We start from the raw sequence: 26,881 nt of genomic DNA, 5'->3' as shown, positions 1-26,881 counted from the left end.
ATGGCGCGTTTCTTTATCGATCGGCCGATTTTTGCCTGGGTCATCGCCATCGTCATCATGCTTGCCGGGGCCTTGTCGATCAGTCAGTTGCCCCTGGAACAGTACCCGGACATCGCGCCGCCGACGGTTCGTATTTCCGCCACCTACACCGGCGCCTCGGCCAAGACCGTGGAAGACTCGGTGACCCAGGTCATCGAACAGCAGATGAAAGGCCTGGATAACCTGACCTACATGTCGGCCTCCAGCAGCTCGGCGGGCAGTGCCAGTATCAACCTGACGTTCACCGCGGGCACGAACCCGGATGTGGCGCAGATGCAGGTGCAGAACAAGCTGCAACAGGCTGAGTCGAGACTGCCGCAGTCGGTACAGAGCGAAGGCCTGACCGTGACCAAGGGCGGGTCGGACTTCCTGATGATTGCCGCCCTGGCTTCTGACAACGAAAGCGTGACCGGCACCCAGATCGGCGATTACATTTCCAGCACCTTGCTGGACCAGATCAGCCGTATTGATGGCGTCGGCGATGTGCAGACTCTCGGTTCGGGCTACGCCATGCGCATCTGGCTGGACCCGGCCCTGCTGGAAAAGTACGCGTTGATGCCCTCGGACATCAGCAGCGCCCTGGAGGCGCAGAACACCGAAGTCTCCGCCGGCCAGCTCGGTGCATTGCCAGCGGTGGCCGGGCAGCAACTGAATGCCACCATCAGTGCCCGCAGCAAACTGCAAACCGCCGAAGAGTTTCGCAATGTCGTGGTCAAGTCCACTAGCGATGGAGCCGTGGTGCTGCTGGGGGATGTGGCGCGAGTCGAGCTGGGCAGTGAAAGCTACGACATCAGTTCAGCCCTCAACGGCAAGCCCGCCGCCGCCATGGGCGTGCAGTTGGCCGCTGGCGCCAATGCGCTTGAAGTCGGCGAAGCGGTGAAGGCCAAACTCAAGGCGTTGGAGCCGTTCTATCCGACGGAAATGCAGCTGAAAAATGTGATTGCCTACGACACCACGCCCTTTGTCAGCCTGTCCATCGAGGAGGTGGTCAAGTCCTTGGGCGAAGCCATCGTCCTGGTGGTGCTGATCATGTTCCTCTTCTTGCAAAACCTGCGGGCCACGCTGATCCCGGCGATCACCGTGCCAGTGGTTCTGCTCGGCACGTTCGGCGTACTGGCGCTGTTCGGCTATTCGATCAACACCCTGACCATGTTCGCCATGGTCCTGGCTATCGGCCTGTTGGTGGACGACGCGATTGTGGTGGTGGAGAACGTCGAACGGGTGATGGGCGAACAGGGGCTGTCGGCCCTGGCCGCCACGCGCCAGTCGATGGATGAAATCACCAGCGCCCTGGTCGGCATTGCCCTGGTCCTCAGCGCCGTGTTCATTCCGATGGCGTTTTTTGGCGGCTCTACGGGGATCATCTACCGGCAGTTTTCGGTGACCATCGTTTCGGCCATGGTGCTCTCGGTGCTGGTGGCCATGACGCTGACGCCGGCGTTATGCGCGACCCTGCTCAAGCCGTCCGATGCCCAGGGCCATGGTGCTCAACGCGGGTTCTTCGGCTGGTTCAACCGCACCTTCGAACGCGGCGCAGAGGCCTATAAAGGATGGGTGGGGGCAATTTTTCAGCGTGGACGTGCAAGTCTGCTGGTGTATGGGTTGGTGGTGCTGGCGATGGCGGCCGGTTATTTCAGCTTGCCGACTTCGTTCCTGCCGGATGAAGACCAGGGCATTCTCATGGCTCAGGTGCAGTTGCCGGTGGGAGCCACGGACAGCCGTACTCAAGCCGTGGTGAAGCAATTCGAAAGCTACATCCTCGAACAACCGGAAGTCGAGGCGCTGATCAGCATCTCTGGCTTGGGCATGAACGGTAACAGCCAGAACGCCGCCCGCGCCTTTATCCGGCTCAAGGACTGGAGCGAGCGGTCGGGGGCAGGGCAGGATTCGGCGTCCATCGCCCAGCGGGCGACCATAACACTGTCGAGCATTGGTGATGCCAATGTGTTCGTGATGCAACCCCCGGCTGTGCGGGGCCTGGGGCAGAGTTCGGGTTTTGATGTGCAACTCAAGGATCTTGGTGGCCTGGGGCATGATGCGCTGGTGGCGGCGCGGGAGAAGTTTATCGACCTGGCCAGCAAAGACCCTCGCCTGCTGGGGGTACGCAGCAATGGCCTGGATGACTCACCGCAGCTCAAGGTCAGCATCGACGATCGCAAGGCCGGGGCCTTGAACCTGAGCACCAGCGACATCAATACCACTTTATCCACGGCGTTGGGCGGCACTTACGTCAATGACTTCCTCAACCAGGGCCGTGTGAAGAAGGTCTACGTTCAGGGCGAGGCTTCGTCGCGGATGCAGGCAGTCGACCTGGAGCATTGGTTCGTGCGCAACAGCAACAATGAGATGGTGCCCTTTTCCTCGTTCGCCAGCAGTTCGTGGAGCTATGGCTCACCGTTGCTGGAACGCTACAACGGCAACGCTTCGCTGGAGGTGGTCGGCGATCCTGCGCCGGGGGGCAGTTCCGGGGTCGCCATGGATGCTGTGGAAGCGATTATCAAGCAATTGCCGGAAGGCATCGGTTATGAGTGGACCGGGCAGTCCTATCAGCTGCGCCTTTCCGGTTCGCAAGCACCCTTGCTTTACGGGATATCAGTGCTGTTCGTGTTCCTCTGCCTGGCCGCGCTTTACGAGAGTTGGTCGGTGCCATTCTCGGTGATGCTGGTGGTCCCGTTGGGTGTGGTTGGTGCGGTGCTGGCCACCCGTTTCAGTGGTTTGAGCAACGACGTGTACTTCCAGGTCGGGCTGTTGACCACCGTGGGGTTGGCGGCCAAGAACGCGATTCTGATCGTCGAATTCGCCAAGCATCTGCAAGAGCAGGGCAACAGCTTGCGGGAGGCGACGCTGATCGCCGTGCGGCAACGCCTGCGGCCCATTCTCATGACGTCCCTGGCGTTCATGTTCGGCGTGCTGCCTCTGGCCTTGAGTTCCGGCGCCGGTTCCGCCGGGCGCCAAGCCATCGGCACTGGCGTGCTGGGCGGGATGTTCACCGCCACGGTGCTGGGGATCTTCTTCGTACCGTTGTTCTTCGTGCAGATTCGCCGTCGCTTTGGCCGCGTTTCCACGGCTTCGACCTCCGTCCAATCCGCCCAGACAGGTGACACATGATCAAGTTTCGCTGGCCACTGCTGGCCGTCCTCGTGCTGCTCGGTGGCTGTATCAATCTGGCGCCGCAGTACGAGCGCCCTGAAGCGCCTGTCTCCGAACAATGGCTGCCGCCCGCCAGCACGCCCAAGGGGGAGGCAGGCGCCGATATCGAGTGGCAGCAGTTCTTCACTGACAGCCGTCTGGCGCGCTTGCAGTCCCTGGCCCTGGTCAACAATCGCGACCTGCGCCTGGCCAGCCTGAACATCGAAAAGGCGCAGGCTCAGTACCGCATCCAGCGAGCCGAGGCCTTGCCTTCGATCGATGCCGGCGTCAGTGGCACTCACAGTCGCACGCCCGGTTCGTTGTCCAGCAGTGGCTCGGCGGCCACCACTCATGACTACAGTGCGCAACTGGGCCTGAGCAGTTATGAAGTGGACGTGTTCGGGCGGGTACAGAACCTTCAGGACGAAGCGCTGGAAGACTATCTCGCGCTGACCGAAACCCGGCGCAGCACGCAGATCAGTCTGGTGGCCGAAGTGGCCACGGCCTGGTTGACCCTGGCGGCGGACAACGAGCGGTTGCACTTGGCCCAGGAGACCTTGCGCAGTCAGCAGGCGACCTACGAATTGACTCAGCGTAGCCACGCATTGGGTGGTTCTTCCGGTCTGTCTGTGGCGCAGGCGCAAACCACTGTGGAGTCGGCTCGAGGCGACGCGGCGGTCTATGAAAGCCAGATTCTCCAGGACCGCAATGCGTTGCGTCTGCTGGTTGGCAGCGATATTCCCGAGGAGCTGTTGCCAGGCGCGAACCTGGAATCGGCTGCGGCGCTGGTTCAAGTGCCGGCGGAGCTTCCGTCCAGCCTGTTGCAACGACGCCCGGATGTGTTGGCTGCCGAACACACGCTCAAGTCGGCCAATATCGACATCGGCGCGGCCCGTGCGGCGTTCTTTCCGAGTATCAGCCTGACGGCCAGTGCGGGGTCTTCAAGCTCGGCCTTGTCCGGACTGTTCAAGTCCGGCAGTGGCGCCTGGACGTTTGCCCCGAGCATCAGCCTGCCGATCTTCGATGCCGGTAGTAACCGCGCGACGCTGGATTCGGCCAAGGTCGAACGCGAAATACAGGTGCAGACCTATCAGCAGACGGTGCAGAGCGCGTTCAAGGAAGTGGCCGATGCCCTGGCGGTACGCAGCACGCTGGATCGCCGCATTACGGCTCAGCAAGCGTTGACTGACGCCAGCCGCAAAAGCTTCGAACTGTCCGACGCCTTATACCGTGGCGGTTCGCAAAGCTATCTCGAAGCCTTGGACGCCCAACGCTCGCTGTACAGCGCACAGCAGGACCTGATCACCCTGCGCCTGACCGAACAGAGCAACCGGGTGACGTTGTACAAGGTGTTGGGCGGCGGCTGGAATTAATGGCAGAAGGTCGAGGGCCAGTCGTTTTGTCCATTTCACCAGTCTGCACCCAATTTGCAAACAGACTTATGCAGCGGTCGATTCCACTCTGATGTCGCTCGCGGTATCACGGAACAGCCGAGGCGACATGCCGAACGCCGATTTGAACTGTCTGCTGAAGTGAGCACTGCTGCCATAGCCCCAGGCAAAGGCAATCTCGGTGAGTGAGCGATGGGCATGTTCCCGGTTGCGCAGATCTTCGGCGCAACGCGACAAACGCCGCTGCCAGATGTATTCGCTGATGCTGCAGCCAAGCTCCTCCTGAAACGCTCGGTGCAAGCTGCGCACCGAGCATTGCTCTGCGTTGGCGATGCGCTCGATGGTCAGGTCGCGGTCGGCCAGGTGGCGCTCGATATAGGCCTTGAGGCGGTTCTGCTTGAAGAAGCGGAAGTCGTGTTCGAGTTGCTTTTCTTCCTGTTTATTCTTCAGAACGTTATCCAGAAGCCCCACGATACTGTCGCCGATCAGCCCTGCCGAGTTATTGTTGAGCAAGGGATATTGGTTGTAAGCATCACTGACGAGATGCATCAGCATTCGGCCCAGCCCATTGCGACCGTTAAGATGAACATCGCCCGCTTGCGTGAGCAGTTCGCTCCTCCCCTGGAAAAGCAGGATGAAATGTTCGCAGCCTTGAGTACTGGTGACGCTGAAAGGCTGGCCGCTGTCGACCAGTAGCATCTCGTCAGGCGCTAACGCGCTGCTGTGTCGACCTTGCTCGAAATGACTGACACCGGCAATCTGCAGTATCAACATGCGCGGGGTGTCGAGCGAGTCGACCGCTTTGCTCAGATGGCGTGAGTATCGATGGGCACTGGCGGTCATTCGACAGAAACGCAGCTGACCCAGGTCTCCATATTCAAGCCGCCCCTGAAAGTTGTTGTTATGCAACGGGTCGATGAATGTAGATTCCAGGCGTTTGATATAGTCCGGAGTGCGGCCCAGGTGATCACTCATGAACTCTTTCCACTTCATCAGTCGGTCGGAGTGAACGATTTGATCGGTGGACACACAGGCTAAATTATTCATTTTTCGCCTCTATTTTTTATTGTTTTTTGTCGATTGGGCAAAGGAGCTTGCCCAATCCTGGCCGAGTCAGTATTGGCAAATAATCAGAAGGGGTAGTTATGGCCTCCGGGCTGCCAGGTGACCCAATGGGCACGGGTGAACTCATCCAGGGCATAGTGACCATTGAAGCGTCCGAGGCCTGAGTTTTTTTCACCACCGAAGGGCGCATTGGGCTGATCATCGACGGTGATGTCGTTGATATGGGTCATGCCCGCCACGATGCCACGGGCAAAGTTCAAGCCGCGGGCCATGTCCCGGGTGAACACCGCGCTGGACAGGCCATACTCGCTGGCGTTAGCCAGTTCCAGGGCATGGGCTTCGTTTTCGGCGATCAGCAGCGGCAGCAAGGGCCCGAAGGTTTCATCGCGCGCCAGTTCCTGATCGGCCCCCACCTCACCGAAGACATGGGCAGGCAGCACCAGCCCGGATGCCGGGCCTCCACAGAGCCGTTTGAGGCCCGCGTTTTCGGCGGCATCGATTTTACGGAGCAGGCCATCGAGCTGGTTCTGATTGACCACGGGTCCAATCACCGTGTCTGCGTTGGCCGGGTCGCCGGTCTTGAGATTGCGCACTCGCTCCACGACCAGCGCCGTGAAGTCTGCATACAGCGAGCGGTCGACGATCACCCGGTTGACGCTCATGCAGATCTGGCCTTGATGCAGGAAGCGCCCAACCACCGCGGCGTGCGCCGCGATTTCAATATCCGCATCATCCAGGACCACCAGCGGAGCGTTGCCGCCCAGCTCCAGCGCAACGCGTTTGATGTGTTTGCCACCGGTTGCGATACGGCCGACATTGCGACCCACATCCGTTGAGCCGGTGAAAGAGATCAGGCTCGGTACCGGGTGTTCGACGAAGGCATCGCCAATCTCCGAACCTGCGCCTACCACGACATTGAGCGATCCATTCGGGAAGCCTGCTTCTTCGAACAGGTGGGCAATCAGCAGGCCCCCGGTCACCGCCGTGTCGCTGGCGGGCTTGAGCACTATGGTATTGCCGAGCGCGAGAGCCGGTACCACCGAACGCATGCTCAGATACAAAGGAAAATTCCACGGACTGATAACACCGACCACACCCAGTGGTTCACGAAAGACAAAGCTCTGTTCGCCAGGCTTGTAGCTGGTCAGAATCCGTCCTTCAACCTGCATCGGCAACGTTGCGCACTCACGAACAAGGCTCAGGGTGAATTGCCATTCCATGCTCGCTTTGATACGTGTACTGCCGGACTCCCGAATCAGCCAGTCGATGATTTCGTCGCGGCGGCTCTGGATGACCTGAGCCAGTTTTTCCAGTTGGGCGCTGCGCTGTGTTGGATGCAGCTGTGCCCATGCCGTTTGCGCACGATGTGCAGCCTGATAGGCATCATCGAGATCGGCAATCGACGCCAGCGGCATCTCCAGCAGTTGTTCGCCATTGAAGGGATTGCGGTCATCCAGGCGTCGTGAGGAGCGACCGGCACGCCAGGTGCCGTCGATGTATTGGTCGCCGTTGATGGAGTAGGGGGTGAAATGTCGAGTCGTCATAGTCTTACCTTTGGAGGCAGGTGGCCGCGTCGATTAAGGAAGTTGATGATGCAAAACCTTGTCTGTAAAAAAGTGCTCAGCTCCTGATCCAGGCGCGTCCCCAGGAGTTGAGCGTGTATTCCCCTTGCGGCCAGACACCGGGTTGGCGGGCGGCATCGGTCATTTCCAGTTCGGCCGAGAACTCCAGGCGGTTGCGATCGGCATCGACCACCATGAAGAACAGATTGTTGCCCGGCCCATGTCGGCCGGGGCCGAAGAAGATGGTGATACGTTCCTTGGCGAAGCGATCACCCCAGTCGCGGATGTCATTCCATTCGTTGGTTTCGTAACAGTGATGATCCCATTCGTTGTTCGAACCGCGGAAAAACGCCAGCGAGTGATGCTCATCATCCGAGCGCAGGAAGCACACCATGAGCTGGCCGGTCTGCTCATCGACGACATTGTCCGAGACGGTAAACCCGACCGTATTGACGTAGAAATCGATCATGGCTTCCAGCTCAGTGGTTTGGAATACCACGTGCTGCAGGCGGCCCGGCATGCCTTGTCGGTCGACACCGGAATCAGTGCGAGATACGCCAAATATCGTTTGCCGGCCCTGAGGGTCACGAATCAGAAAGGCACCCGGTTCGAGCAACGGTGAGTCGATGTCTTCGACAGCACAGTCGTGCTCGATCAGGCGAGCGCGCAGTTCTCCCAGCCGAGCCTGATCGCCCAGGTCATAGGCCGCCGCGAGCAGGCCACTGTGATCGGCGGGCGACACGAGCATGGCGCGTTGTGGGCCACTGAGTATCCAGCTGCCATCGGGTTGCGCCAGGCCGTCCATGTCCAGCATCCGCCGATAGAAATCGATTTGTCGTTGCGGCTCTTTGCTCGCCAGGTGCAGGTAGCACAGGCGCGCAGGGGTGCAGGTCTGTAGGGTTTGCATAAACACCTCCGTGACTTTAAGGGGTCAATGAAAGACTGGCGTGATGCGGGTCTCGGCTTCGGGGTATCGCCGAGGCGACGCCGAACAACGACTGCAACGACTCGGCAGCCTTTGTTTCGCCGGCCTTGTCGAAGATGGCGGCGATATAGCGATCCGGGCGCAGCAGCAAAAACTTGTTTGAATCGCCCAGTATTTCTTTGAGCAACCCCTGGCGGTCATGAAGCACCGTGCAGCCAGGTATCGAAGGCATTGTTTTGACATGCTCGGGAAGGATCAGAATGCGTTTGGCTTCAAGGTGGAACCAGAAGCCATGCTGGAGTTCATCGATGCGTTGGCGGGTGTGGTCGCCGTACTGAATCAAGGCGAAGCCGGCGCCGATCGAGTCATCGAGCAGAGATGCCTGGCCCTGGGCATCGGTGAGCATCGGTTGAGGGAACATGTGCCCGCAGGAGAGTTTTCCGGCTTCACCTTCGGTCAGTACCAGTCCTTTGGTGAATCGGGGTTTAGGCTTGAAGCGCATTTGCAGGAAATAGTCCCGCAACGGTGGCAGCAGGCCGATCAACGCGAATGCACCGCTGATCAAGCGAGCGCGCAAGACGGTTGCCGGCGCCATGACCACGCCGAGGTTCAAGGCCAGTCTGATCAGTGCCCAGGCGTGATCGCGACGCTCGCTTTCGTAAGACAGCAGAGCCGTATCAGCCATTTTGCCCTTCAGCACGCCAATCAGTTTCCAGGCCAGGTTATGGGCATCGCGAACACCGCTGTTCATGCCTTGTCCGGCATAAGGCGGGGTCAGATGGGCGGCATCGCCGGCGAGAAACACACGGTCTACTTGCCACCGCTCGGCAACCCGGGCGTGGAAGGTGTAAACGGTTTTGCGCACGATGGATGCCGGGGTGTTGCCCTTGAAGGGCTGAAGCAACGCTTGCAGGCGAGTGTCGCTGAGCACCTGTTCATCCGTTTCGTGCGGCTTGAGCAGAAACTCGAAGCGGCGGGTACGGTGGGGACCGGGCACTTCTACGACAGGGCGGCGTGCATCGCAGTACACGCGTGTTTGCCAGAATGGATCGTCATCTTGATCGGTGTCGACCACCAGCCAGCGCGAGGAGAAGCTCGAGCCAACCATCTCGATTCCGAGTTGCTTGCGCACCGGGCTACGGCCGCCGTCGCAGGCGACCAGATAGGCAGCGTTGACTTCCATCATCTCGCCATCGGCGTCACGAATCAGCGCGCGCACGCCATGGTGGTCTTGACTGAATTCCAGCAGCTCGTGGCTGAACCGCGCCGTCAGGCTGGCAAAGCGTTCGAGGCCTTTCTTCAGGGTGCCCTCGAACAGTGGCTGGCGAAAGGCATTGCGCTTGGGGAACCCATACAACTTGCCAGTAGGCTCGACTTTGCCGAAGCAGCGGCCACCGGGCCGAGTGAAATAGTGCACGCCGTAGCCAGGCACCACATCACGCAATACGGCTTCATCCAGCCCGACGGCCTGCATGGTGCGCAGGGATTCATCATCGATCGAGACGGCACGAGGTTCGGTCACGGTCCCGGGCTTGCGATCGATGATCAATGTGTTCACACCTGCCTGGCCAAGCAGGTTAGCCAGGGTCAGTCCTGTAGGACCGGCGCCGATGATCAGCACGTCGGTGTTGATACTGTTGAGGGTTGTCATTGTTATTCCCTTACGGATGGCTCAGTCCAATTGCTTGGGACGGTTGGCGAGTGCCACCATGAGCTGCGACAGCTTCTGCGCCAAGGCAAGGATTTGCTGTCCCTGTCCTTCTTCCTGAGCTCTGTCGCGTTCTTGAATCGGGCGAACGCAGCTGATGCTGCCGACGACTTTGCCGTCGCCATCGAATATGGGGGCGGCCAACCCGTAGACGCCCGGGTCGACCTCGCCTGCGCTGGCAACATATCCCTGACGACGTAATTGCTGCAGCGAACGGCGGAACTGTTCCCAGGTCTGGCCAAGGTTGCTGGCGCGCACCTCATCGGGGTTTTCAAGAAATAGCTGACTGTGCTGGCGCGCGTTCATGTTGGCGAGGATTGCCTTGGAGGTCGCGCCCAGGAACAACGGCCTCGGTGAACCGCGTGAATAGCTGACCTCGCTGAACAAATCACCGTGCTGGTGAATACAGACCACTTGGTCTTTGAACAGTCGGCAGATCAGCCAGACTTGCTGCTCGCTCCAGCGTGGGAAGCCCGGCTCCAGCGATTGCGCCGCGCGCACCAGCGGATCGCTCAGCCGCAACTGGCGGTCCCAGGTAATGATCCGGGCACCCAGCGCGTAACGCCCGGCTTCGACCTGGAACAACAAGTTCGCCTCGGCCAGTTCACGCACATAGCGGTAGACGGTAGAGCGGGTAAACCCCAATGCGCAGACCATGTCGTCGACAGCCCAGATCGGACTCTTTTCGGTGAACAGATCGAGTACCCGCAGCATGCGTTCCAGGCTCGATCCTTTGGTGTCGGTATCCTGATCTGGCAGTTGTTGTGATTCAGATAGTCTGTCCATTGCTTAGTGCTCGTCGACGATGCTGTTGCGCAGGATGCCGATTCGTGAAATCTCGATCTCGACTTCATCGCCCGGCTTCATCCATACCGGCGGCTCACGGAAAGCGCCGACGCCACCGGTGGTACCACTGACTATCACGTCGCCGGGAGCCAGTTCGGTGAAGGTGGAGCAGTATTCGATCAGCTTGCGGACATCGAAAATCATGTCGCTGGTGCTGGTGTGCTGCATCACTTCGCCATTCAGGCGGGTGGTCAGCTCCAAGTCCTGCGGATCACCGATCTCGTCGCTGGTAATCAGCCAAGGGCCAAAGCCGCCGGTGTTCGGGAAGTTCTTGCCCGGTATGAACTGAATGGTGTGCTTCTGCCAGTCGCGGACGCTGCCATCGTTGTAGCAGGCGTAACCGGCTACATAGTCCAGCGCGTCGGCCTGTTTGACGTGACGCGCCGGTTTACCGATCACCACCGCCAACTCGCCTTCAAAATCAAGCTTGTGCGAGGCTTTGGGCCGAACGATGGGTTGCAGGTGGGCGGTCTGGCTGTCGGCGAAGCGGGTAAAAATCATCGGGTAGGTCGGCATCTCACGACCGGTTTCACGCACATGAGTGGCGTAGTTGATGCCAATGCACAGCACTTTGCCCGGGTTCGGGATAACGGGCAGAAAGGTCACTTCAGCCAGCGGGATGCGCGGCAGGCTCGCCAGAACGACGCTGGTCAGATCGGCCAGACGGTTGTTGGTAATGGCTTGCTTGAGATCGGTGCCGAAGGTGAGTTTGAGCGATTCCAGGTCAATAACCTGATCGCCGTCGACAACACCGTAAGTGCTACGGCCTTGAACAATAAAGCTCGCGAGTTTCATTGAGTGCTCCTTGATAGAGGATCAGTGCATGCGCACGGGGTGCAAAAAGGCATGGCCGTGGGTAAGCGCGGCGGCTGAGGTTTAATCTAGTTGTGTGATTTAATCCTGTAAAGTGGGAATTTTAATAAATCCCGCAATACAGAAATAGTTCGTTTTTGTGTGTTGTGGACAGCTCTTTGCCGACCCTCAGGAACAGGCAATACGGGACAGTGACGTTAGAAATGTCATGCAGTCGGCGATGCTGTGGGACTCAGAAGGATAGAAGCCGCATTCCGGCTGGGTTCATCACAGACTTCTGGTCATTTCAGCGGACAGTTCATTGCTTCATTTTTTGCTTGGCGCCCAGCAACCGTGCAACGACATGCGCATCCGGAATGGGATTTTGATTCGTGCAATGGGGCCGCTCTCCATGTCGCGAGAATCCAGAACCACGAGCTCACTACGACCTTCTGCGATGAGATTGAGAAGGGCAACGACATAGCCATCTGCTTCCCCCGCATCAGGGGAGCGCGGAATGAAAATGGGCTCCTGGAAGCATCCGCTGTCACCGGGGAACCAGGCGTCGGTGGTTCCTGTTTTCAGGTTCACATGAGCCAGCAGGTTGAAGAATTGAAACGGCATCGGTCCATTCGCAGGGTTGTATGGGCGCTCTGGATCAAAGGCGAGTATGAAGCCGTGTTCGTACTTTCTACCGATGTAGCGGTCATCACACCTTGGAAACTCGCAGGGATAGTCAGTCAATGGCTGCGGTTGAATGTCATCCCGCGTACCGGTCAGGTCGAAGGTCCAGCGCATCAGGCAGGCCGCCAGCGTTTCGGGTGGCGGGACATGACCGTCCGCCTGTGGAAAGAAGTAGAAGATGTTCCCGCCGGTAACCGGCATGTCTACATAAACCTTGCCATTGTCATCGAACGCATTGAGCGTATGGCCTTGGAAGCCGTCCTTCGGGCCCTTAAACCAACGAACATCTTCCGCGCGTCCATTCCGTGGCACCACGGCGAAAAGCTGAGGTAGATGGGGTTGCCATTGAAAATGCGGCCCGCCGTTTCTCATGCGTTCGACGTCCACCGTCAATGGAATCAGCGGGAACACTACGTAGCGTTCGGTCACCGCAAAATCATGAACCATGGCCGCATAAGGTGCCTGGAACCAGATCTCATGCAGTAGTTTCCCGTCCGGCGAGATTTCGAAATAGGCCAGGTCAGGCGTGCCGTCCCCTTTGGCTTCATAGCTGAATGCCAAGAGGTTTCCTGTTGCCGGGTCGAGCTTGGGATGGGCTGTGAATGTCGCTGATTTGACCTGGTCGTCAAAATTCCATTCGCCAAGGGTCTCCAGCGTTTCGAGATCCATTGCCCAGGGCATGGCATCTTCTTTGAGCGCAAGCAGGACGCCATTGTGCGGCACCACGGTTGTGTTCGCAGTCGTGTTGTTCTTCGCCGCGAGCGGGTCATTGGTGTAGACGTTTCGATAGATGCCATTGAGCGAACGACCTTCACGGCGCTGAGCCATCAAACGATCAGTCTTCACGTAGCGGCGTCGCATCGAGACCCTGCCGTCGGCGAAGTAGAAGCCGCTGACCATCCCGTCACCGTTGAAAAAGATATCGTTGCCCAGCAAGGGCGGGTACTGCGGGTCTGGCGCGACCTGATAAAAAGTCCCTCGGATCGAGGCGGGAAGGGCGCCTTCAATCTCGAGGTCGAACACCTCTGCTTCCACGCGGCTGGGCGTATAAAGAGCGCCGGAAAATTCAGGGGTTTGGGGAAATTGGCTGGTCATCAGGACAACCTCTAATGATGGGCATTTTTGTTCATTGATGGGATGGGTCATCAGCAGCCACCATCCTCCTGGGGGATTTCAGGCTGACAGAGGGGATTGCTGGTCCGGAAGGCTTCACGCCTCGACGAAAGCGCGCAACGACCAGACACGAGATAACCAGGGCTATCAAATAGGCTGAGGCAGCCAGCCATCCGACTGCCCGGAAATGTCCCTCACCGACGACTAGTGCTGCACCAAATGGGCCGAGCCCTTGGCCGATAAAAATGGCGGCGTTACCTAGTCCGGCCAATCGGCCGGAAGGGTCCAGTTCGGCCGCCATGGAAAGCAGGTAAGGCAGGCTGAAAAACCACACCATATGGATCAGGCAGGCAGTGGCGACAAAAGCAATGGGACTATTGCCATAGACCATGACCAGCGTCGCCAACAATGCTGTACCGAAGCTTAATAGCTGCGGAAACAGCAAACCCAGGCGCCGTCCGATCAGCCCGGCAAGACCTGCCCCAAGGGCTCCGGCAAGGATGCTGCCCCCCAGAATCCCCCCAATCTGCTGCGGTTCCAGGCCAATGCTTTTGCCGATGCGCTCTTGGTAAACCCACAGAGCGGAATGCCCAAAAAACAGAAGCACAAAAAGCATGATTAACAGGATGGATGTGAGACCAAATGGCTGGACCGAACCGATCGCCAAGCGATGTGTTTCAGGGTACCGCTTGGGCACTCTCAAGCAACCCAGCGCCGCGAGCACGCTGGTGATAGCCAATAGGGAAAACGCGCCATTCACGCCGTATGATTTCAGGATCATAGGCATGGAGGTCACGAGCAGCATGCCCCAGAGGAGGTTGCCGATATTGATGACCGCGAAAGTGGCATCTTTAGATGTGCGCAGGGCTGCTGTGGCGTAGACAACCGCCATAACAGCGCCACCGCTTGCGCCACAGATCATTCTGGAAATGAGTAACGAAGTCTGGCTGTGGAGCTGAGTGCTGGCTAGATTACCTAATGCCAGGATCAGCAAGGCAACCAAGGCGAAGCGGCGCCGGTCGACGTTCACCATCAACATGGCGCAAACGCCGCAAGCGACCGCCATTGCAATAAGTTCTGCTGCGAAAATGGCGCCTATTGCATTAAGAGGCAAGTCGAGTTGGTCGATAAAAGCTCCGCCCAGGATAGGCTGGATCTGTAGCGTTCCTAGAGATATGACCATCATCAGGCAAACAGCGGCCAATGATTTTTTGCTGTCGATGGATTCGAGCGCGTTCATGAAGCATCACCTCGGGTAAAGGGGCCCGCTCCTCATGCATGGGCGGGCGCACACGTCAGTCAGAACTTGTGGGCGTAACGAATCTGGACGGCGTAATCCGTTCGGGCGCGGTTCTCGACGCCGGTCTCTTTATAGGTGTTCAGCCAAAAGCCTTGGCCATCGCTGATTTTCCAGAACAGGCCCGGGCCGACGCCCAAAACCTTTTCCCGAGAGTCGCTCAGCCGACTCCCGTTGACATCGTCATCTGATAGTTGCCTGAAGTAGTACCCGTTGATGCCGACCGATACGTTGGGGACCACTTCATACGAAGCTGTGAAGTTGGCCCACGCCGACTGTCCTGCCTGGGTGTCGCGTACAGGCTGTCCTTCGAAGAATTGCGCTGAACTACTAGCGGGGTCGTTGTTCTTGAAGTTGTACAGGTAGTGCAGCCGCCAGCTCACCTCCCAACGAGGAGCTGGCATCCAGGTCGCTGCCCAGTAAGGGTTCAGAGAGAAGAAGTTGGAGCCTGGGTTCAGGTCTTTATGTTTGTCGTATTTACCGGTTGGAAGGATGGTATCGAAGGCCAGGCGCTGCACAAAGACGGGCCTGCCGTGGGCGTTTACGATTGGATCGAACTGGATCTGAGGCCCCACCACGATATCACCAAGGCCGGTGCCGTTATCCTGGAGCTTGGGGCCGTCGTCACCAAAGTCACCGTCCAGGGATACGATTGGCACCAACAGACTCCAGCCCAGGTGCGCACCGCCTCCGATGGAGTCAGGTGAGTAATAGCTCAACTGATTGATCAGCGTGATGATGTTGATCTTGGGGTTATCGAAGGCGCCATTATCCTTGCCAGCGTTGTCCTTGATGCTGCGTGCGGTGCTGAATTTTAGATAGGTCAGATGTGATAAGCCGGGTGGCCCCGCGAAACCGTCGTAAAAGCTGGTGCCGCCCAGGTTGATACCGCTTGGCTCATTCACCGAAGGTGGTGGACCATCTGCTGCATAGGTGGCAAACGATGCGAAGCTGAGTGCCAGGCATGCTGGCAGAGATTTTGTCAGGCTCATCGGAGTGGCTCTATTCTTGGAATTGTGAGCGGGGTAGCTACCCCTGGCGCTTCGACTTTAATTCTTGGGTGTTTGTGATGCTTGAGCACAACGGCCAGAATTGACTGAGCGCGCCATGATGCAGGAGGGGCGACATGGTTCATCGCTCGGGTCCGTCTGAACGGCAGAGGGGGCGGTGATCATCCTTAGCCCGGACGACGCATCAGTCGTCGGCGAGCTGACGCTAGGGGCATCGATCCGCGCGTCCATCGGCAGTTGGAGCGTAATGCCAGGCGCCTGGCCTCGGAAAACGCCTAAGAAGCGGTCGTTCAGCATTGAAAGTGGCACGCAAAGTTGAACATCGTGTTTCTGGTCGTGCGTCTCGATAGTCCGGTCGGACCCAGAACCTCCGGCCTCAATTGGGCGTGAGTAAATGAGGTGATAGCAGCGAAGGCCGGTGCAAGCTCATCGTGGTCGTGGCTGCCAATACGATAGGGAATGCCGGCGATAGCTTGCAGTGCCGCGAGGATCAGCGCCTGGTAGTGCTGGTGTGCTTGATCGCCGAACTGCATCAGGGAGAGAGTATTCAGGGGAGGGCATCGCTTCGACTCCATTCGAGAGAGTGGGGAACTTAGCCGCAGGAATGGCTGACAACAAAAAGCCCGCGCATGGCGGGCTCTCTGTATGGGGTCAAATCCTTTTGTCCGTTCAATCTGCGCTCCGTAATGTGAGCACTTCGTGAAAAGCATGTCGCTGGAACGAAAAAAACCGGCACTTGGCCGAGCGCTCTGTCGATGGGGCCAAATCCTTTTGGCTGACCGCATTGTGCAGGGTAGGTGTGACGAAGGCATGACAGGGCGGATACGAAAACGCGGGTAAAAGCCCGCATAAGGCGGGCCTTCGGACGGCAGGACTGGCAGCACGAACACGCATCAATCTCCTCGCGATGGCGTTTCCTCCAGCGCAACGACCTCCAGCATCACGCCCGTGCGCGCCACCACCCGGACCTGCTGGCCCAGGTGCAGGGGCGAGCGGCTCTGTACTTGCCATCTTTCGCCCTGCAATTGCACCCAGCCGCTCATCGGCAGACCCGGCAGCAGTCCCGTCACCGTGGCCTGGCTGCCGACCAAGCCCGCATCGCCGCTGACCAAGGCACGGCGTCTGGCCTTGAGCGCCACGCCGACCAGCGTCATCAGCAACAGGGCGCTGATCAGTGCCATGCCGATGATCAGCGTCAATGGAATGCCGAAGCCCGGTACATCGGTGTCCATCAAAATCACTGCGCCCACTACAAAAGCAACCACCCCACCGAAGCCGATTACACCGAAACTCGGTAGAAACGCCTCGGCGATCATGAAGGCGATCCCTAGCAGGATCAGTCCGACCCCGGCGTAATTCACGGGCAACAATTGCAGGGCATACAGCCCCAGCAACAGGCAGATGCCACCGAGCACCCCACCAACACCCGACCCTGGGTTCATGAATTCGAAGATCAAGCCATAGACCCCGAACATGATCAGCAGCAACGCTACGCTGGGGTTAGTGATCACCGCCAGCAGTTGTGTGCGCCAATCAGGCGCATGGTCGATGAGTGCAGCCCCGGCGGTGTTCAGCTTCAACATTTGACCAGAGACATTCAGGCTCTTGCCGTCCAGTTGCTTGAGCAGGTCTGCCACGTCATTGGCCACATAATCGACCACCTTGAGTTTGAGCGCTTCGTGGGCCGACAGGCTGAGCGATTCACGTACCGCTTGTTCGGCCCAGTCGGCATTGCGTCCACGTAGTTGTGCAAGGCCACGGATGTAAGCCGCCGCATCGTTGATCTGTTTTCGAGTCAAGGTATCTTGCGGTTCACGCGCAGAATCCTTGTCGGTGGTGGGTGGGCCTGGCGGTTCGGGCGCGGTCCCGGGCAGGCCGCCGATCTGCACCGGTGTAGCAGCGCCCAGGTTGGTGCCGGGGGTCATCGCGGCAATGTGGCTGGCATACAAAATATAGGTGCCGGCGCTGGCCGCACGTGCGCCACTGGGGGCGACGAAACTTGCCACTGGCAAGGGGCTGGCCAGAATCGCCTTAATAATCAAGCGCATCGAGGTGTCCAGCCCGCCGGGGGTGTCGAGGCTGATGACCACCAACTGCGCGCCCTCGGTCACCGCACGCGCCAAGCCGCGCTCCACGTAGTCGGCACTGGCCGGACCGATAGCATCGTTGACGGTCAGTACTACGACACTGCCTGCCGCCATCGTCGAACCCGTCGGTAACCCGATCAGTATGATTAGCAAGAGCAGGCGGCACCACCAGTGACTGTTCACGGGACCTCCAGTTGCGGATATGACAGCCTACAACCCTCACTCAAAGCGTAGTTGAGTCAGTCATGGGTGATGCGGGCGCGGAGGTTAGTCCATTGCCTATGGAGATAGGGACGATTCTGAACATTTCGAACGACATGCCCTGTCGTCATTGGTTGGCAGGTCAATCAGAGTGATCAGGTTGCTGGTGAACCGTCAGAATCCCGGGTCATGTCGGTGATCCCGGCCCATTGGCGCATCAGTTTGGCGTTGAGCCGCGTATCAGGCTCGACCGTGTTGTCGGGCCTGAGCTTACGGTTGCCTGACAATATCGACCGAGATCTCCACCGCCGCAATCGTGCCTCTGTTCTCAAGCCAGTGTGTGGTGTTCCTGTCCTCGGGCCAGCCCACGCCAGGCCCATAGTCCGTGGCGACTCCATTTCGATGGTCAGTGATCGTTCCTTGCAGTATGTAGACGGTGCCGGGTCTGTCTTTATGGTTGTGAATCGGTCCGAAGACGCCTCCAGGCTCGATGGTCACCATACGCATTCTAAGTTGGCGCCCTGCCATGCCCTCGATCTCAGGGCCGAGGTCTACCGTTGCAAGTAACTTCACCGCAACACCTTTGGTCTCAGGTGCCTCCTGTTCGTTGCTCATCGTGCTCTCCTCTCTGCCTGACTAGAAGTACACATCCCAAAAGGTGTAATCGGTTGCCTTTGACGTTGGCCAGGTTCGCGGTTGGTTGTTCGCCTTGGCCGAGGAGGTTGCCTGCCGGGCCATGGACGAAGCTTTCCGGGGTGGTGCCACGGACGTTGATCAGGCGGTCGAGCGGATCGTAGTGATAGCTGCGGTTGCCTTTGCGGCTGTCGTCGATACCGGCAAGGTTGCCGTTGGCGTCGTAAGTATAGTGGCGCTGGGGGCTAATACCTTGAAGGCTCAAAGCGATCCCAGCTTGAGCGGGTACTCAATAACCACATAAACCCGATCGATGTCATCGCCGGCCTGAGCGTTATTTGCTCGATGCGTCACATGGGACAGCTGCACGGACAAGTCCTTGGCCGGGCCTGACTGCACGATGTAGCGCAGGTCTATATCGCGTTCCCAATGCCGGCCGCCATCCCCTTGTTGAGGTTGGTAATCGCCAGTGCGCGGGTCGAACGGGTTATAAGCGCCGCCCTTGGGTGCCTGGGTGCCGTCGATGCCACGCCCGGTCACGTAGCGGGCCATGAATTTCAAGCCGGGCAGGCCGAAAGTGCCGAGGTCGAAGTCGTAGCGCACCTGCCAGGAGCGTTCATGGGGGCCGTTGAAATCAGCGTACTTGATCGAGTTGGCCAGGTAGATGGAATCACCACCGACGAAGTCGAAGGGTGTGTCGCCGTTGATTTTTTGATAGGCGAGGGTGAAGGCTTGGGCTCCGGTGGTGTATTTGCCCGACAGGCTGTAGGCGCTGTTATCGATCGCTCCTGCCACGGCCTCGCCATAGTCCTGAGTGTGGTAAAGATTGCCGTCGAGGAAAAAACCGGACTGTTTCAGGTGCAGGTTGGCGTAGTACTGACGCCAGGTGTCGCTCAGTTGCGATGCATAAAAGGCACCGCCCACTGGGCGATCTTCGAACAGGCTGGCCCCGATAAAATCGATGCCGCCCGTACCGGTGCTCACACCGTAGCCGGAAAAGTCGCCCTTGCTGGTGGACGCATCCAGATTCTTGAAAGCAGTGAAGTGACCGGCCACCAGATGCACATCATCGATTTCACGGCTGTCGATCAACAAGCCCGTGGCGTATTCCGGTTGCAAGCGTTTGTCTGCCGTATCGAACACCGGAGTTTCCACAGTCATTTCACCGAACGCCAGGAGGGTGCGAGAGACTCGCAACTTCAGGGCTCCACCACCACTGGAGTAGTTGTCTTCGCTGCGTCCGTCATGATCCAGAGGCAACAATCCCGTTCCGGAATGCCCCTTGCCGCCGTCCAGTTTCAAGCCGAGAAATCCATGGGCGTCGATACCCACTCCAATCATGCCAGGGGTGAACCCGGATTCGAACGAGGTGATGAAACCCTGAGCCCATTCCTGTTTGTAACTCTTGTCTGCCGGCGAGGGCGATCGATAGTCATTGTTGAGGTAAAAGTTTCGGCTGAGCACCTCAAGCGTCGACCCTGCCAGCAAACCTTGTGCGGTGTGTGCGGGCTCAGCGGCTATCGCGGTTCCGGCTGTACTGGTGAGCAACATGCCCAACCATAAGGGCGCCCAAGGTCCGGTCGCGTTGAGATTTTCGGATGCATATATCTGCACTGCACACGGACCTTTATATGCAGGGCGGGAGTGGGAACTCCCGCGGTGAAGTCGGATTATGTCCAGGGGGGATCACTGGATTAGCGGAACATTTTTCGGTCGCTGGTAAGGACCGTATTCGACGGGCACCCAGGCGAAGGCTTTTTCGCGACCGCTGATATGCCCGATACCAGGGAAGGGCAAGTGAGCACCAGCAACCCAGGTACGGTCATGAGCGACCTGTTTGAACAGTTTTTCACGCGTCACGACGGCCTGTTTACCCTGGACATCGAAGCCGATGCTCACTTCTGGATGCTGGAACTGCACGGCGAAGCTGTGGACCAGGTCACCCATGAACATAATGCTCTGGCCGTTGGAGCTGAACGTGTAACCACTGCTGCCGGGTGTATGGCCGGGCAGGCTGACCGCGCTCACGCCGGGCATCAGCGACTGCTCGGGGGTGAAGGTTTTGAACCGGTGGACGGCGACATAGGGGGCCACCGATTTACGGGCGACCTCGAAGAAGCCACGGGCGTCTTTTGGGGCCTTGTCCAGGTTTTCCTGGCTGAGCCAGTAATCGGCCTCCGGTTTCGCTGCATACACGGTGGCGTTGGCGAACACCGGTTCGTCCTTGGTATTGATCAGGCCGCAGACATGATCGACATGCATGTGGGTGAGCAACACGGTATCCACTTGCTCAGGTTGGTAACCGGCAGCGCGGATGTTGTCGGGCAGCCAGCCCGCGGTTCCGCCGAAACAAGCACCGGCACCGGCATCCACCAGCACCAGGTTTTTACCGGTGTTGATCAGGAATGCGTTGAACGCGGTCGGCATGCCGGGGGTAAAAATGAACTTGCGTTCGAGCATGGCGCGAATGTCTTTCTGCGAAAGGCCTTTGAGCAGCGTCGGCCCAAGGTCGCTGTAGCCATCGAACAACGCGGTAACTTCGTATTCACCCACCGCCAGGCGCTGATAGCCGGGGGCCTGGGTTTGCAGTGGCGGCGGTGGCGCCGCCTGGGCTTGATTGCCTGCAAGCGTGAGACCCAGGGCCATCAGTGAGCCCTTGAAGCAGGAGGGGAGGTGCTTAAGAAGACTCATGGCTTGCGTCCTGGTTGCAATGAGAAAGGCGTGAAAAAGCGGCTACGCCTGCGCGCAGCCGCTGTCATTGCTCAATGGCCTTCAGAGGCCTGGAACATGGTTTTGGCGTAGATCAGCCCCAGGCCGTAGGCCCCGCCATTGGCGATCGAAGTCTTGACGGTTTCCTCGTAGGTTTCGCTGCGAGCCCAGTCACGTTGCAGCTCCAGCAGATATTGCAGTGCTGTCATTGGGCGGGCGCCGATTTGGATCATGCGTTGCACGGCCATTTCATGGGCTTCAATGGAGACATCGCCACAGGCATCGGCGATGAAGTACACCTCAAAGCCTTGATCGATAGCTGACAGCGCCGGGCCGACGATGCACACGGAGGTCCACAGACCGGCGAGGACGATTTTCTGTTTTCCGAAGGCGTTGACTTCAACGGCGATGCGTTCGTCTTCCCAGGTGTTCATGCTGGTGCGGTCGATCACTTTGTGGTCCGGAAACACTGACTTGATCTCGTCGAAGATCGGGCCGGAAAAGCTTTTTTCGGCAACGGTGGTGAGGATGGTCGACACTTCGAAGCCCCGGGCGGCCTTGGCTACCAGCGCGGCGTTGTTACGCAGGGTCACAGCATCAATCGACTTGGTCGCGAAGGACATTTGCGACTGATGGTCGATCATGATCAAGGTATGGTCAGTTGGGGTAAGAAGGGTTTTGCCTGGAGCTGCTTTTGCGAGGGCCATGATATTTTTCCTTAAGTATTGGCGAGGGTTATTTGGGTTGCTCGACGACAAGTGCCGTTGAGTTGATGAAAAACTCATCGGGTCTTTCGTGGGGAGATGGTCACGCATTCCACAAGGCCGAGATTGAACAGGTGTGCTGTGGTTTGGGATGTTTGTGCGATAGCGTGCGGTTTCTCGATAAGACAGCGGAACGCTTATCGGGTGACGGCAGCGATGGGCATCACTTGACGACTGCAGGTGAGGGGAAATGATTCACGCCCAGAGATGTGAACCTGTAGCGGCCTGAATGGCGGTGCTGTCGAGTGGTTCCGGCACAGGTGAGGGCGCGAGCACTGGCGGTGTTCATCCTGATGACTCTAGTGCCGGGGTTGAAGCGCCATCTCGACAGCAGTCAGCAACGCGTCGCCGCTGAAGGGTTTGCGTAGACAGTCGTGTAGATCACTTTTCGGATCGCAGGCGGGAAAACGAAAAATGGGATCACACGATCCCAAGCGCGGCGCCAAGCAGCCACTACCGTCGGATACTGCTTGCCCCATGGCCCGTGTTTGCGGTGGACCTTGGCGGTGACTTCACTGGTGCCTAGCCGGTTGGCGATGTGCTTGTTGGACATCCCTGCGACAATCAGCGGCAGTACTTCGCGCTCATGGGGTGTCAACAGGACCGCCCTTTGACGGGCGCTCTGAATGCGTTGCCATTGCTCGAACGCCATCGCTGCACGCTGACGGGGGGGGCGCAGGATGTCCAGCCACTGGTCGTCATTAAACGGTTTGGTCAGGAATTCCACCGCTCCCGCTTTCATGGCTTGCACCGACATTGGGATGGTGCCGAAACCGGTCATGAAAATGACCGGCCACGGAAGCCCGGCAGCGTTAATCGCGTGGAGATAGGGAAGAACCAGTTCGCTCTGAGATACGGATAGCCGTTGCAGGTCAGCCAGTGTCATCGGGATATCCTTGTGTCATGCGTTCATTGTTGCGTGTGGAGCCTGAGTAGTTCATGAGGTAAAGGCCTACTCGACTGAGCGCGCATACAGGCTATCAATGCATCACAGTCTGGCCGAATGCTGCCGCTCACAATCTTTAGTGCATCGATGCGGGCAGCTAGCATCTACTCTGGACTGTCAGACAGTACTTCCTGTGTAACCCTGTGGAGCATCGTAATGTTCAAAAACTGGAGTGGTCAGGTCGCATTGGTCAGTGGAGCTGGCAGCGAACATGGGATTGGTCTCGCCATCGCGCGACGGCTTGGGGACTCGGGCGCAAAGCTGATCATCACCGGCAGCAGTGCCCGTATCCATGATCGCGTCGCGGAACTGATCGCGGCAGGTTATGAGGTGCAAGGACGCGCTGCAGATCTCACTCAGCCGGCTCAGGTCGTCGAACTGGTGACTTGGGCGGAATCGCTATGGGGGCGAATCGATGTACTCGTGAACAACGCCGGTATGGCGATTCAGGGTGAAGCCGAAACGTTTTCTGAAGTGGCCAATATGAGCGTCGATATGTGGAACACTTCGATTGCCCGTAATCTGACCACTGTATTTTTGCTGACCCGCGCAGTGTTGCCGGGGATGCAGAATCGTCGTTACGGACGCATCGTCCATATCAGTTCTACGACCGGCACCCGCGTCAGCAACCCTGGCGAGGCCGCGTATGCGGCGGCGAAAGCGGGGATTGTGGGGATGAACATGAGCTTGGCGCTGGAAGTCGCACCATACGGCATCACCGTGAACTCTGTTGCCCCTGGGTGGATCGCGACGCAGTCCAGCACACCTGAGGAAGTGATCGCAGCGCAGTATGTTCCCGTAGGGCGTGCCGGTAGACCAGAGGAGGTCGCTGCGGCGGTAGCTTTTCTTGCTTCTCCAGAGTCCAGCTACATTACGGGCGAGCTTCTCGTGGTCGACGGGGGCAACTGCCTCTCTGAGAACAAAAGCCCCCGTTGAGGGCAGGGGAGCTTAAGTCTTTGCAGTTTGAGGAAGCGATATTTGAATACCGGCGCCGCCAAGTAAAGAGACGTGAAAGGCTAGTGTCCCCCCTGGGCATTCAATGGCGCGACGACACCTCGAAGAATGTTCCACGTTTTTCTTCGAGAACAAGGAAGGCGCTGACGCGCCTATACGCTTTGAAAATGAAAATTTTCCGCCTTTATCGCCACGAGTAGGCATTACGGTTTCAAAGCTCGCTGCGTTTGAAGGCTTCGAGCTTATCCAAACGCCGATATAGGGGGAACGCCATCATATTGGCTTCGACTGACCACTCCTGGCCGATTCTGTTGAAAAAGTCGATCCCTCAAGACTGCCTGCATACGGACTGCTGAAAACGCCTTTATTGCGCGCAGCTACGCGAAATCTGAGCCCGGAGTCCTGTGCTCAAGGCAAAGATTTCAATCTCAAGCACATACTTTCCAGCCGTGGAAACCATGATCGACTTTTTCAACAGAATCGGCCGATTGCTGCCTGTTGCGAAGGGCAGTAGTCGACCCATAGCGGCCAGTCACATCAGGCTATCGTCGGCTATTAATGAAGGGCGACGGGGCTGGGTGAAGGTCAATCCAAGCTAACTTAAGGTGCGAGGAAAGGTTGCAGTGAATGTCGTTCCGCTCGTTAGAGAAGATGCTACAGCCACTTCGCCGTAGTGCGCCCGTGCGATCTCACGAACAATGAACAGGCCCAGCCCGACACTTCTAAGTTCAGCATTGTCATGACTGCCACGGATCATCGGTTCGAACAGGTCCTGGAGCAACTCCAGCGGTATGGGTGTGCCAAGGTTGTGCACCGTAAGGATGATGGCTTGATCTTCGAAGCGCGAAGAAACCGTGACTCCGCTATCGGCAGCACCGTAGGCTACTGCATTGGCAACCAGGTTGCCGATGAGCTGATACAGCCGATCACTGTCGGCAGTAAAGTCACCTTGCCCATAACGCAGGTGGGTCAACTCATGTCCGGGGAACGCCAGACTCAACTCGTCCAGGCAGTCGGCCACCAGTTCGTGTAGATCGACGGGTTTGGGCAGGACTGCGATTCCTCGCCCGACCTGCGTCAAGGTGAAATCCAGCAGATCGGCCACCAGACGCTGTGCGCGTTCTGCGGAGTGGGTGATGTGGCCAAGGATTTGTGCTTGTTTAGCATCCATTTCCCTGCGGCCCAGCAGCTCCGCTGCCATTTTTATCGCCGACAATGGGTTACGCAGGTCGTGACTGACAATCCCGATAAGCTGCTCGGCGAACAGGGCCCTGTCTTCCGCCGCGGCGTAAGTGAGGCGCAGCTTGTTTTGGGTAATATCCACTACCCGTTGATCCTTGAGGTGTTTTGCCAAATGTCTTTCGGCGAGCATTCGGGCATTGAGCAGTTCGCGCTCGTACCTTTGCCGATCTTCGGCTTTGAACAGCGTCATTTCATGAAATATGCCAGCAGAACTCTCACAACGGATGGCGCTGAGCATCATCGGAATTGAATGTCCGTTGTAGTGAACGAGATCGAATTTCACATCAGCGATCACGCCCTGTATTTGCATAAGGGGCGCCCAGTACGCCTTGTGAAACGTTCTCCCTTCAGGGTTCATCAGGTCTTGGATGTGACGACCGAGCAGCTCTGTCCTGCGGTAGCCAATCCAGCGGCAGAAGGTGAGGTTGACCTGTGCGATCAGGCCATTTTCTGCGGTAAGCAGTAAGCCACAATCAGCTTCGTCGAAGAGAATTTCAGAACCGGGCAGCGAATCGTCATCTGCGGGCATTTGTATTCACTGACCAATGGGGCCGATATCTGAAAAATTATAGACACCACTTGCGCAAGGAGCCTGAAGATTTACAACATTCGCAGCGATTATCAGGCCTTGAAATTCGGGTTTTCACCAGCTGTAAATGACCGCTTCTGGCCGTTTTCTGCCGGTTACGAAGGGCTACAATCGGCCAGAAGCAGTCAATATTGGCTCTGTTAAAGTAGCTCTCTGAACACAACTCACGGACGGCTTCATGGAACGATTCCATCCTCGCGGCATTGATGCAGACGGTTGTATCCTCACCGTGTCCAACGTCGAGGTGCAGCCACAGTTTCAGGCTTTGCTGGCGGACGTTTGCATGACGCTCGCCCAGTCGGAACCTCTGCTGGACGGGATTTATCTTTATGGCAGCGTCGCTAGAGGCGACGCCGTACCGGGAGTTTCCGACCTAGACCTAACCCTTGTTCTGCACAGCCCTCCTACGTCGCAGGATCTCGAAATGCTCGAGTCGAAAAGGCGCACGCTGGAAAGTCGGCATACCGAAGTCATCAAGATCGATTTCGACATCGGTAGTCGTTCTGAAGTATTGGCGGCTGACAATCGATTGAGCTGGGGGTATTGGCTCAAGCATCACTGTCGTTGCTTATGGGGGAATGATCTGACCAAGCGCTTCGACCGGTTCAAGCCGTCGCGTAATATCGCCATTGCCGTGAATGGTGACTTTGAATCCGTACTTACCCGGTATGCCGATCTTATCGATCAGGCGACTACACCGACGCAATCCCTACGCCTGCAACGCGAAGCCTCGCGCAAACTCATCCGGTCAACTCAAGTACTTCGTTCTGAACAGGACCTGATGTGGCCGCAAACACTGGAGGAGCATGTCGAGCTATTTGTTCAGCATTACCCGTGCATGAGAATGCAGATCTCTTTTTTCTTGTCCCAGGCAAGGAACCCATACGCGAAGCCAAAAGAGTTTACGACTCAGGTCCATGATTTTTTGACCTGGATGGCGACAGAAACCGATTGAATCCACAGTCGATTGCAGCCCTTGGTGACAGGCAGAAATCGGCCGATTCTGTTGAAAAAGTCGGTCCTTCCAGACTGCCCGCATACTGACTGCTGAAAAAAGCCTTTTTGCGCGCAGCTACGCGAAATCTGAGCCCGGAATCCTCTACTCAAAGTAAAGATTTCAATCTCGGACGCGTACTTTTCGGATGCGCAAACCATGGCCGACTTTTTCAACACAATCGGCCAAAAGCTGCCTGCT

General features: G+C 57.9%; 19 protein-coding genes and 3 pseudogenes. 4 read left to right on the top strand and 18 right to left on the bottom strand.

Annotated elements, in window-relative coordinates; genetic code table 11:
* Entirely contained in the window at positions 1–3,147 is a 3,147-nt protein-coding gene (locus tag KW837_RS07775; protein WP_218395111.1) for an efflux RND transporter permease subunit, read from the top strand.
* On the top strand, positions 3,144–4,541 hold the full coding sequence (locus KW837_RS07770; protein ID WP_218395110.1) for an efflux transporter outer membrane subunit: 1,398 nt from the start codon (positions 3,144–3,146) through the stop codon (positions 4,539–4,541). The genes KW837_RS07775 and KW837_RS07770 overlap by 4 nt, the downstream gene beginning before the upstream one ends.
* A 66-nt stretch (positions 4,542–4,607) precedes the next feature.
* Here the strand turns inward: KW837_RS07770 and KW837_RS07765 are convergent, their stop codons facing one another.
* From KW837_RS07765 to KW837_RS07685, 17 genes and pseudogenes are all read right to left on the bottom strand, one after another.
* A complete protein-coding gene (locus KW837_RS07765; protein WP_218395109.1) occupies positions 4,608–5,606 on the bottom strand; it encodes a helix-turn-helix domain-containing protein in 999 nt (332 codons plus the stop codon).
* A gap of 83 nt (positions 5,607–5,689) precedes the next feature.
* Positions 5,690–7,168, bottom strand: a complete 1,479-nt coding sequence (locus KW837_RS07760; RefSeq protein ID WP_218395108.1) for an aldehyde dehydrogenase family protein — start codon at positions 7,166–7,168, stop codon at positions 5,690–5,692.
* A gap of 76 nt (positions 7,169–7,244) precedes the next feature.
* Positions 7,245–8,093: a VOC family protein gene (locus tag KW837_RS07755; protein ID WP_218395107.1), complete on the bottom strand. Its 849-nt coding sequence runs from the start codon at positions 8,091–8,093 to the stop codon at positions 7,245–7,247.
* Positions 8,094–8,109: 16 nt separating this feature from the next.
* A complete protein-coding gene (locus KW837_RS07750; RefSeq protein ID WP_218395106.1) occupies positions 8,110–9,762 on the bottom strand; it encodes a bifunctional 3-(3-hydroxy-phenyl)propionate/3-hydroxycinnamic acid hydroxylase in 1,653 nt (550 codons plus the stop codon).
* A gap of 21 nt (positions 9,763–9,783) precedes the next feature.
* Complete coding sequence (locus KW837_RS07745; RefSeq protein WP_218395105.1) at positions 9,784–10,605, bottom strand: IclR family transcriptional regulator; 822 nt, start codon at positions 10,603–10,605, stop codon at positions 9,784–9,786.
* A 3-nt stretch (positions 10,606–10,608) separates the two neighbouring features.
* Positions 10,609–11,460: a fumarylacetoacetate hydrolase family protein gene (locus tag KW837_RS07740; protein WP_218395104.1), complete on the bottom strand. Its 852-nt coding sequence runs from the start codon at positions 11,458–11,460 to the stop codon at positions 10,609–10,611.
* A 324-nt stretch (positions 11,461–11,784) separates the two neighbouring features.
* Positions 11,785–13,236 carry a carotenoid oxygenase family protein gene (locus KW837_RS07735; RefSeq protein ID WP_218395175.1) on the bottom strand — a complete coding sequence of 484 codons (1,452 nt, stop codon included), beginning with the start codon at positions 13,234–13,236 and terminating at the stop codon, positions 11,785–11,787.
* 31 nt (positions 13,237–13,267) lie between these two features.
* Entirely contained in the window at positions 13,268–14,494 is a 1,227-nt protein-coding gene (locus KW837_RS07730) for an MFS transporter (RefSeq protein WP_218395103.1), read from the bottom strand.
* A gap of 59 nt (positions 14,495–14,553) precedes the next feature.
* On the bottom strand, positions 14,554–15,543 hold the full coding sequence (locus KW837_RS07725; protein WP_218395102.1) for a transporter: 990 nt from the start codon (positions 15,541–15,543) through the stop codon (positions 14,554–14,556).
* Between the two features lie 402 nt (positions 15,544–15,945).
* Positions 15,946–16,136: pseudogene (locus KW837_RS29030) on the bottom strand (hypothetical protein); the annotation flags it as partial.
* A gap of 318 nt (positions 16,137–16,454) precedes the next feature.
* Positions 16,455–17,831, bottom strand: a complete 1,377-nt coding sequence (locus tag KW837_RS07720; protein WP_218395101.1) for a nodulation protein NfeD — start codon at positions 17,829–17,831, stop codon at positions 16,455–16,457.
* A 288-nt stretch (positions 17,832–18,119) separates the two neighbouring features.
* Positions 18,120–18,464: a cupin domain-containing protein gene (locus tag KW837_RS07715; protein ID WP_192344462.1), complete on the bottom strand. Its 345-nt coding sequence runs from the start codon at positions 18,462–18,464 to the stop codon at positions 18,120–18,122.
* 34 nt (positions 18,465–18,498) lie between these two features.
* Positions 18,499–18,723, bottom strand: a pseudogene (locus tag KW837_RS07710) (Rhs family protein); the annotation flags it as partial.
* A gap of 20 nt (positions 18,724–18,743) precedes the next feature.
* On the bottom strand, positions 18,744–20,033 hold the full coding sequence (locus tag KW837_RS07705; RefSeq protein WP_218395100.1) for an OprD family porin: 1,290 nt from the start codon (positions 20,031–20,033) through the stop codon (positions 18,744–18,746).
* A 135-nt stretch (positions 20,034–20,168) separates the two neighbouring features.
* A complete protein-coding gene (locus KW837_RS07700) occupies positions 20,169–21,173 on the bottom strand; it encodes an MBL fold metallo-hydrolase (protein WP_218395099.1) in 1,005 nt (334 codons plus the stop codon).
* Between the two features lie 71 nt (positions 21,174–21,244).
* Positions 21,245–21,898 (bottom strand): hydrolase, encoded by a 654-nt coding sequence (locus KW837_RS07695; RefSeq protein WP_008075462.1) that lies wholly within the window; start codon positions 21,896–21,898, stop codon positions 21,245–21,247.
* A gap of 427 nt (positions 21,899–22,325) precedes the next feature.
* A pseudogene (locus KW837_RS07685) lies at positions 22,326–22,775 on the bottom strand (LuxR C-terminal-related transcriptional regulator); the annotation flags it as partial.
* Positions 22,776–23,057: 282 nt separating this feature from the next.
* Here KW837_RS07685 and KW837_RS07680 point away from each other — a divergent pair.
* Entirely contained in the window at positions 23,058–23,837 is a 780-nt protein-coding gene (locus tag KW837_RS07680; protein WP_008075469.1) for an SDR family NAD(P)-dependent oxidoreductase, read from the top strand.
* 613 nt (positions 23,838–24,450) lie between these two features.
* On the opposite strand, the gene KW837_RS07675 is transcribed toward KW837_RS07680, so the two are convergent.
* Entirely contained in the window at positions 24,451–25,626 is a 1,176-nt protein-coding gene (locus tag KW837_RS07675; protein ID WP_218395098.1) for a PAS domain-containing sensor histidine kinase, read from the bottom strand.
* A 238-nt stretch (positions 25,627–25,864) separates the two neighbouring features.
* Here KW837_RS07675 and KW837_RS07670 point away from each other — a divergent pair, with 238 nt between their 5' ends.
* The gene (locus tag KW837_RS07670; protein WP_218395097.1) at positions 25,865–26,641 is read left to right on the top strand and encodes a nucleotidyltransferase domain-containing protein; all 777 of its coding nucleotides are present in this window, start codon (positions 25,865–25,867) and stop codon (positions 26,639–26,641) included.
* Positions 26,642–26,881: the final 240 nt, after the last annotated feature.

The organism is Pseudomonas sp. PDM24, assembly GCF_019218905.1.
Taxonomy (GTDB): Bacteria; Pseudomonadota; Gammaproteobacteria; order Pseudomonadales; family Pseudomonadaceae; genus Aquipseudomonas.
Note: the sequence above shows the minus strand (reverse complement) of the source record. Positions and strands in the feature narration are given on the sequence as shown.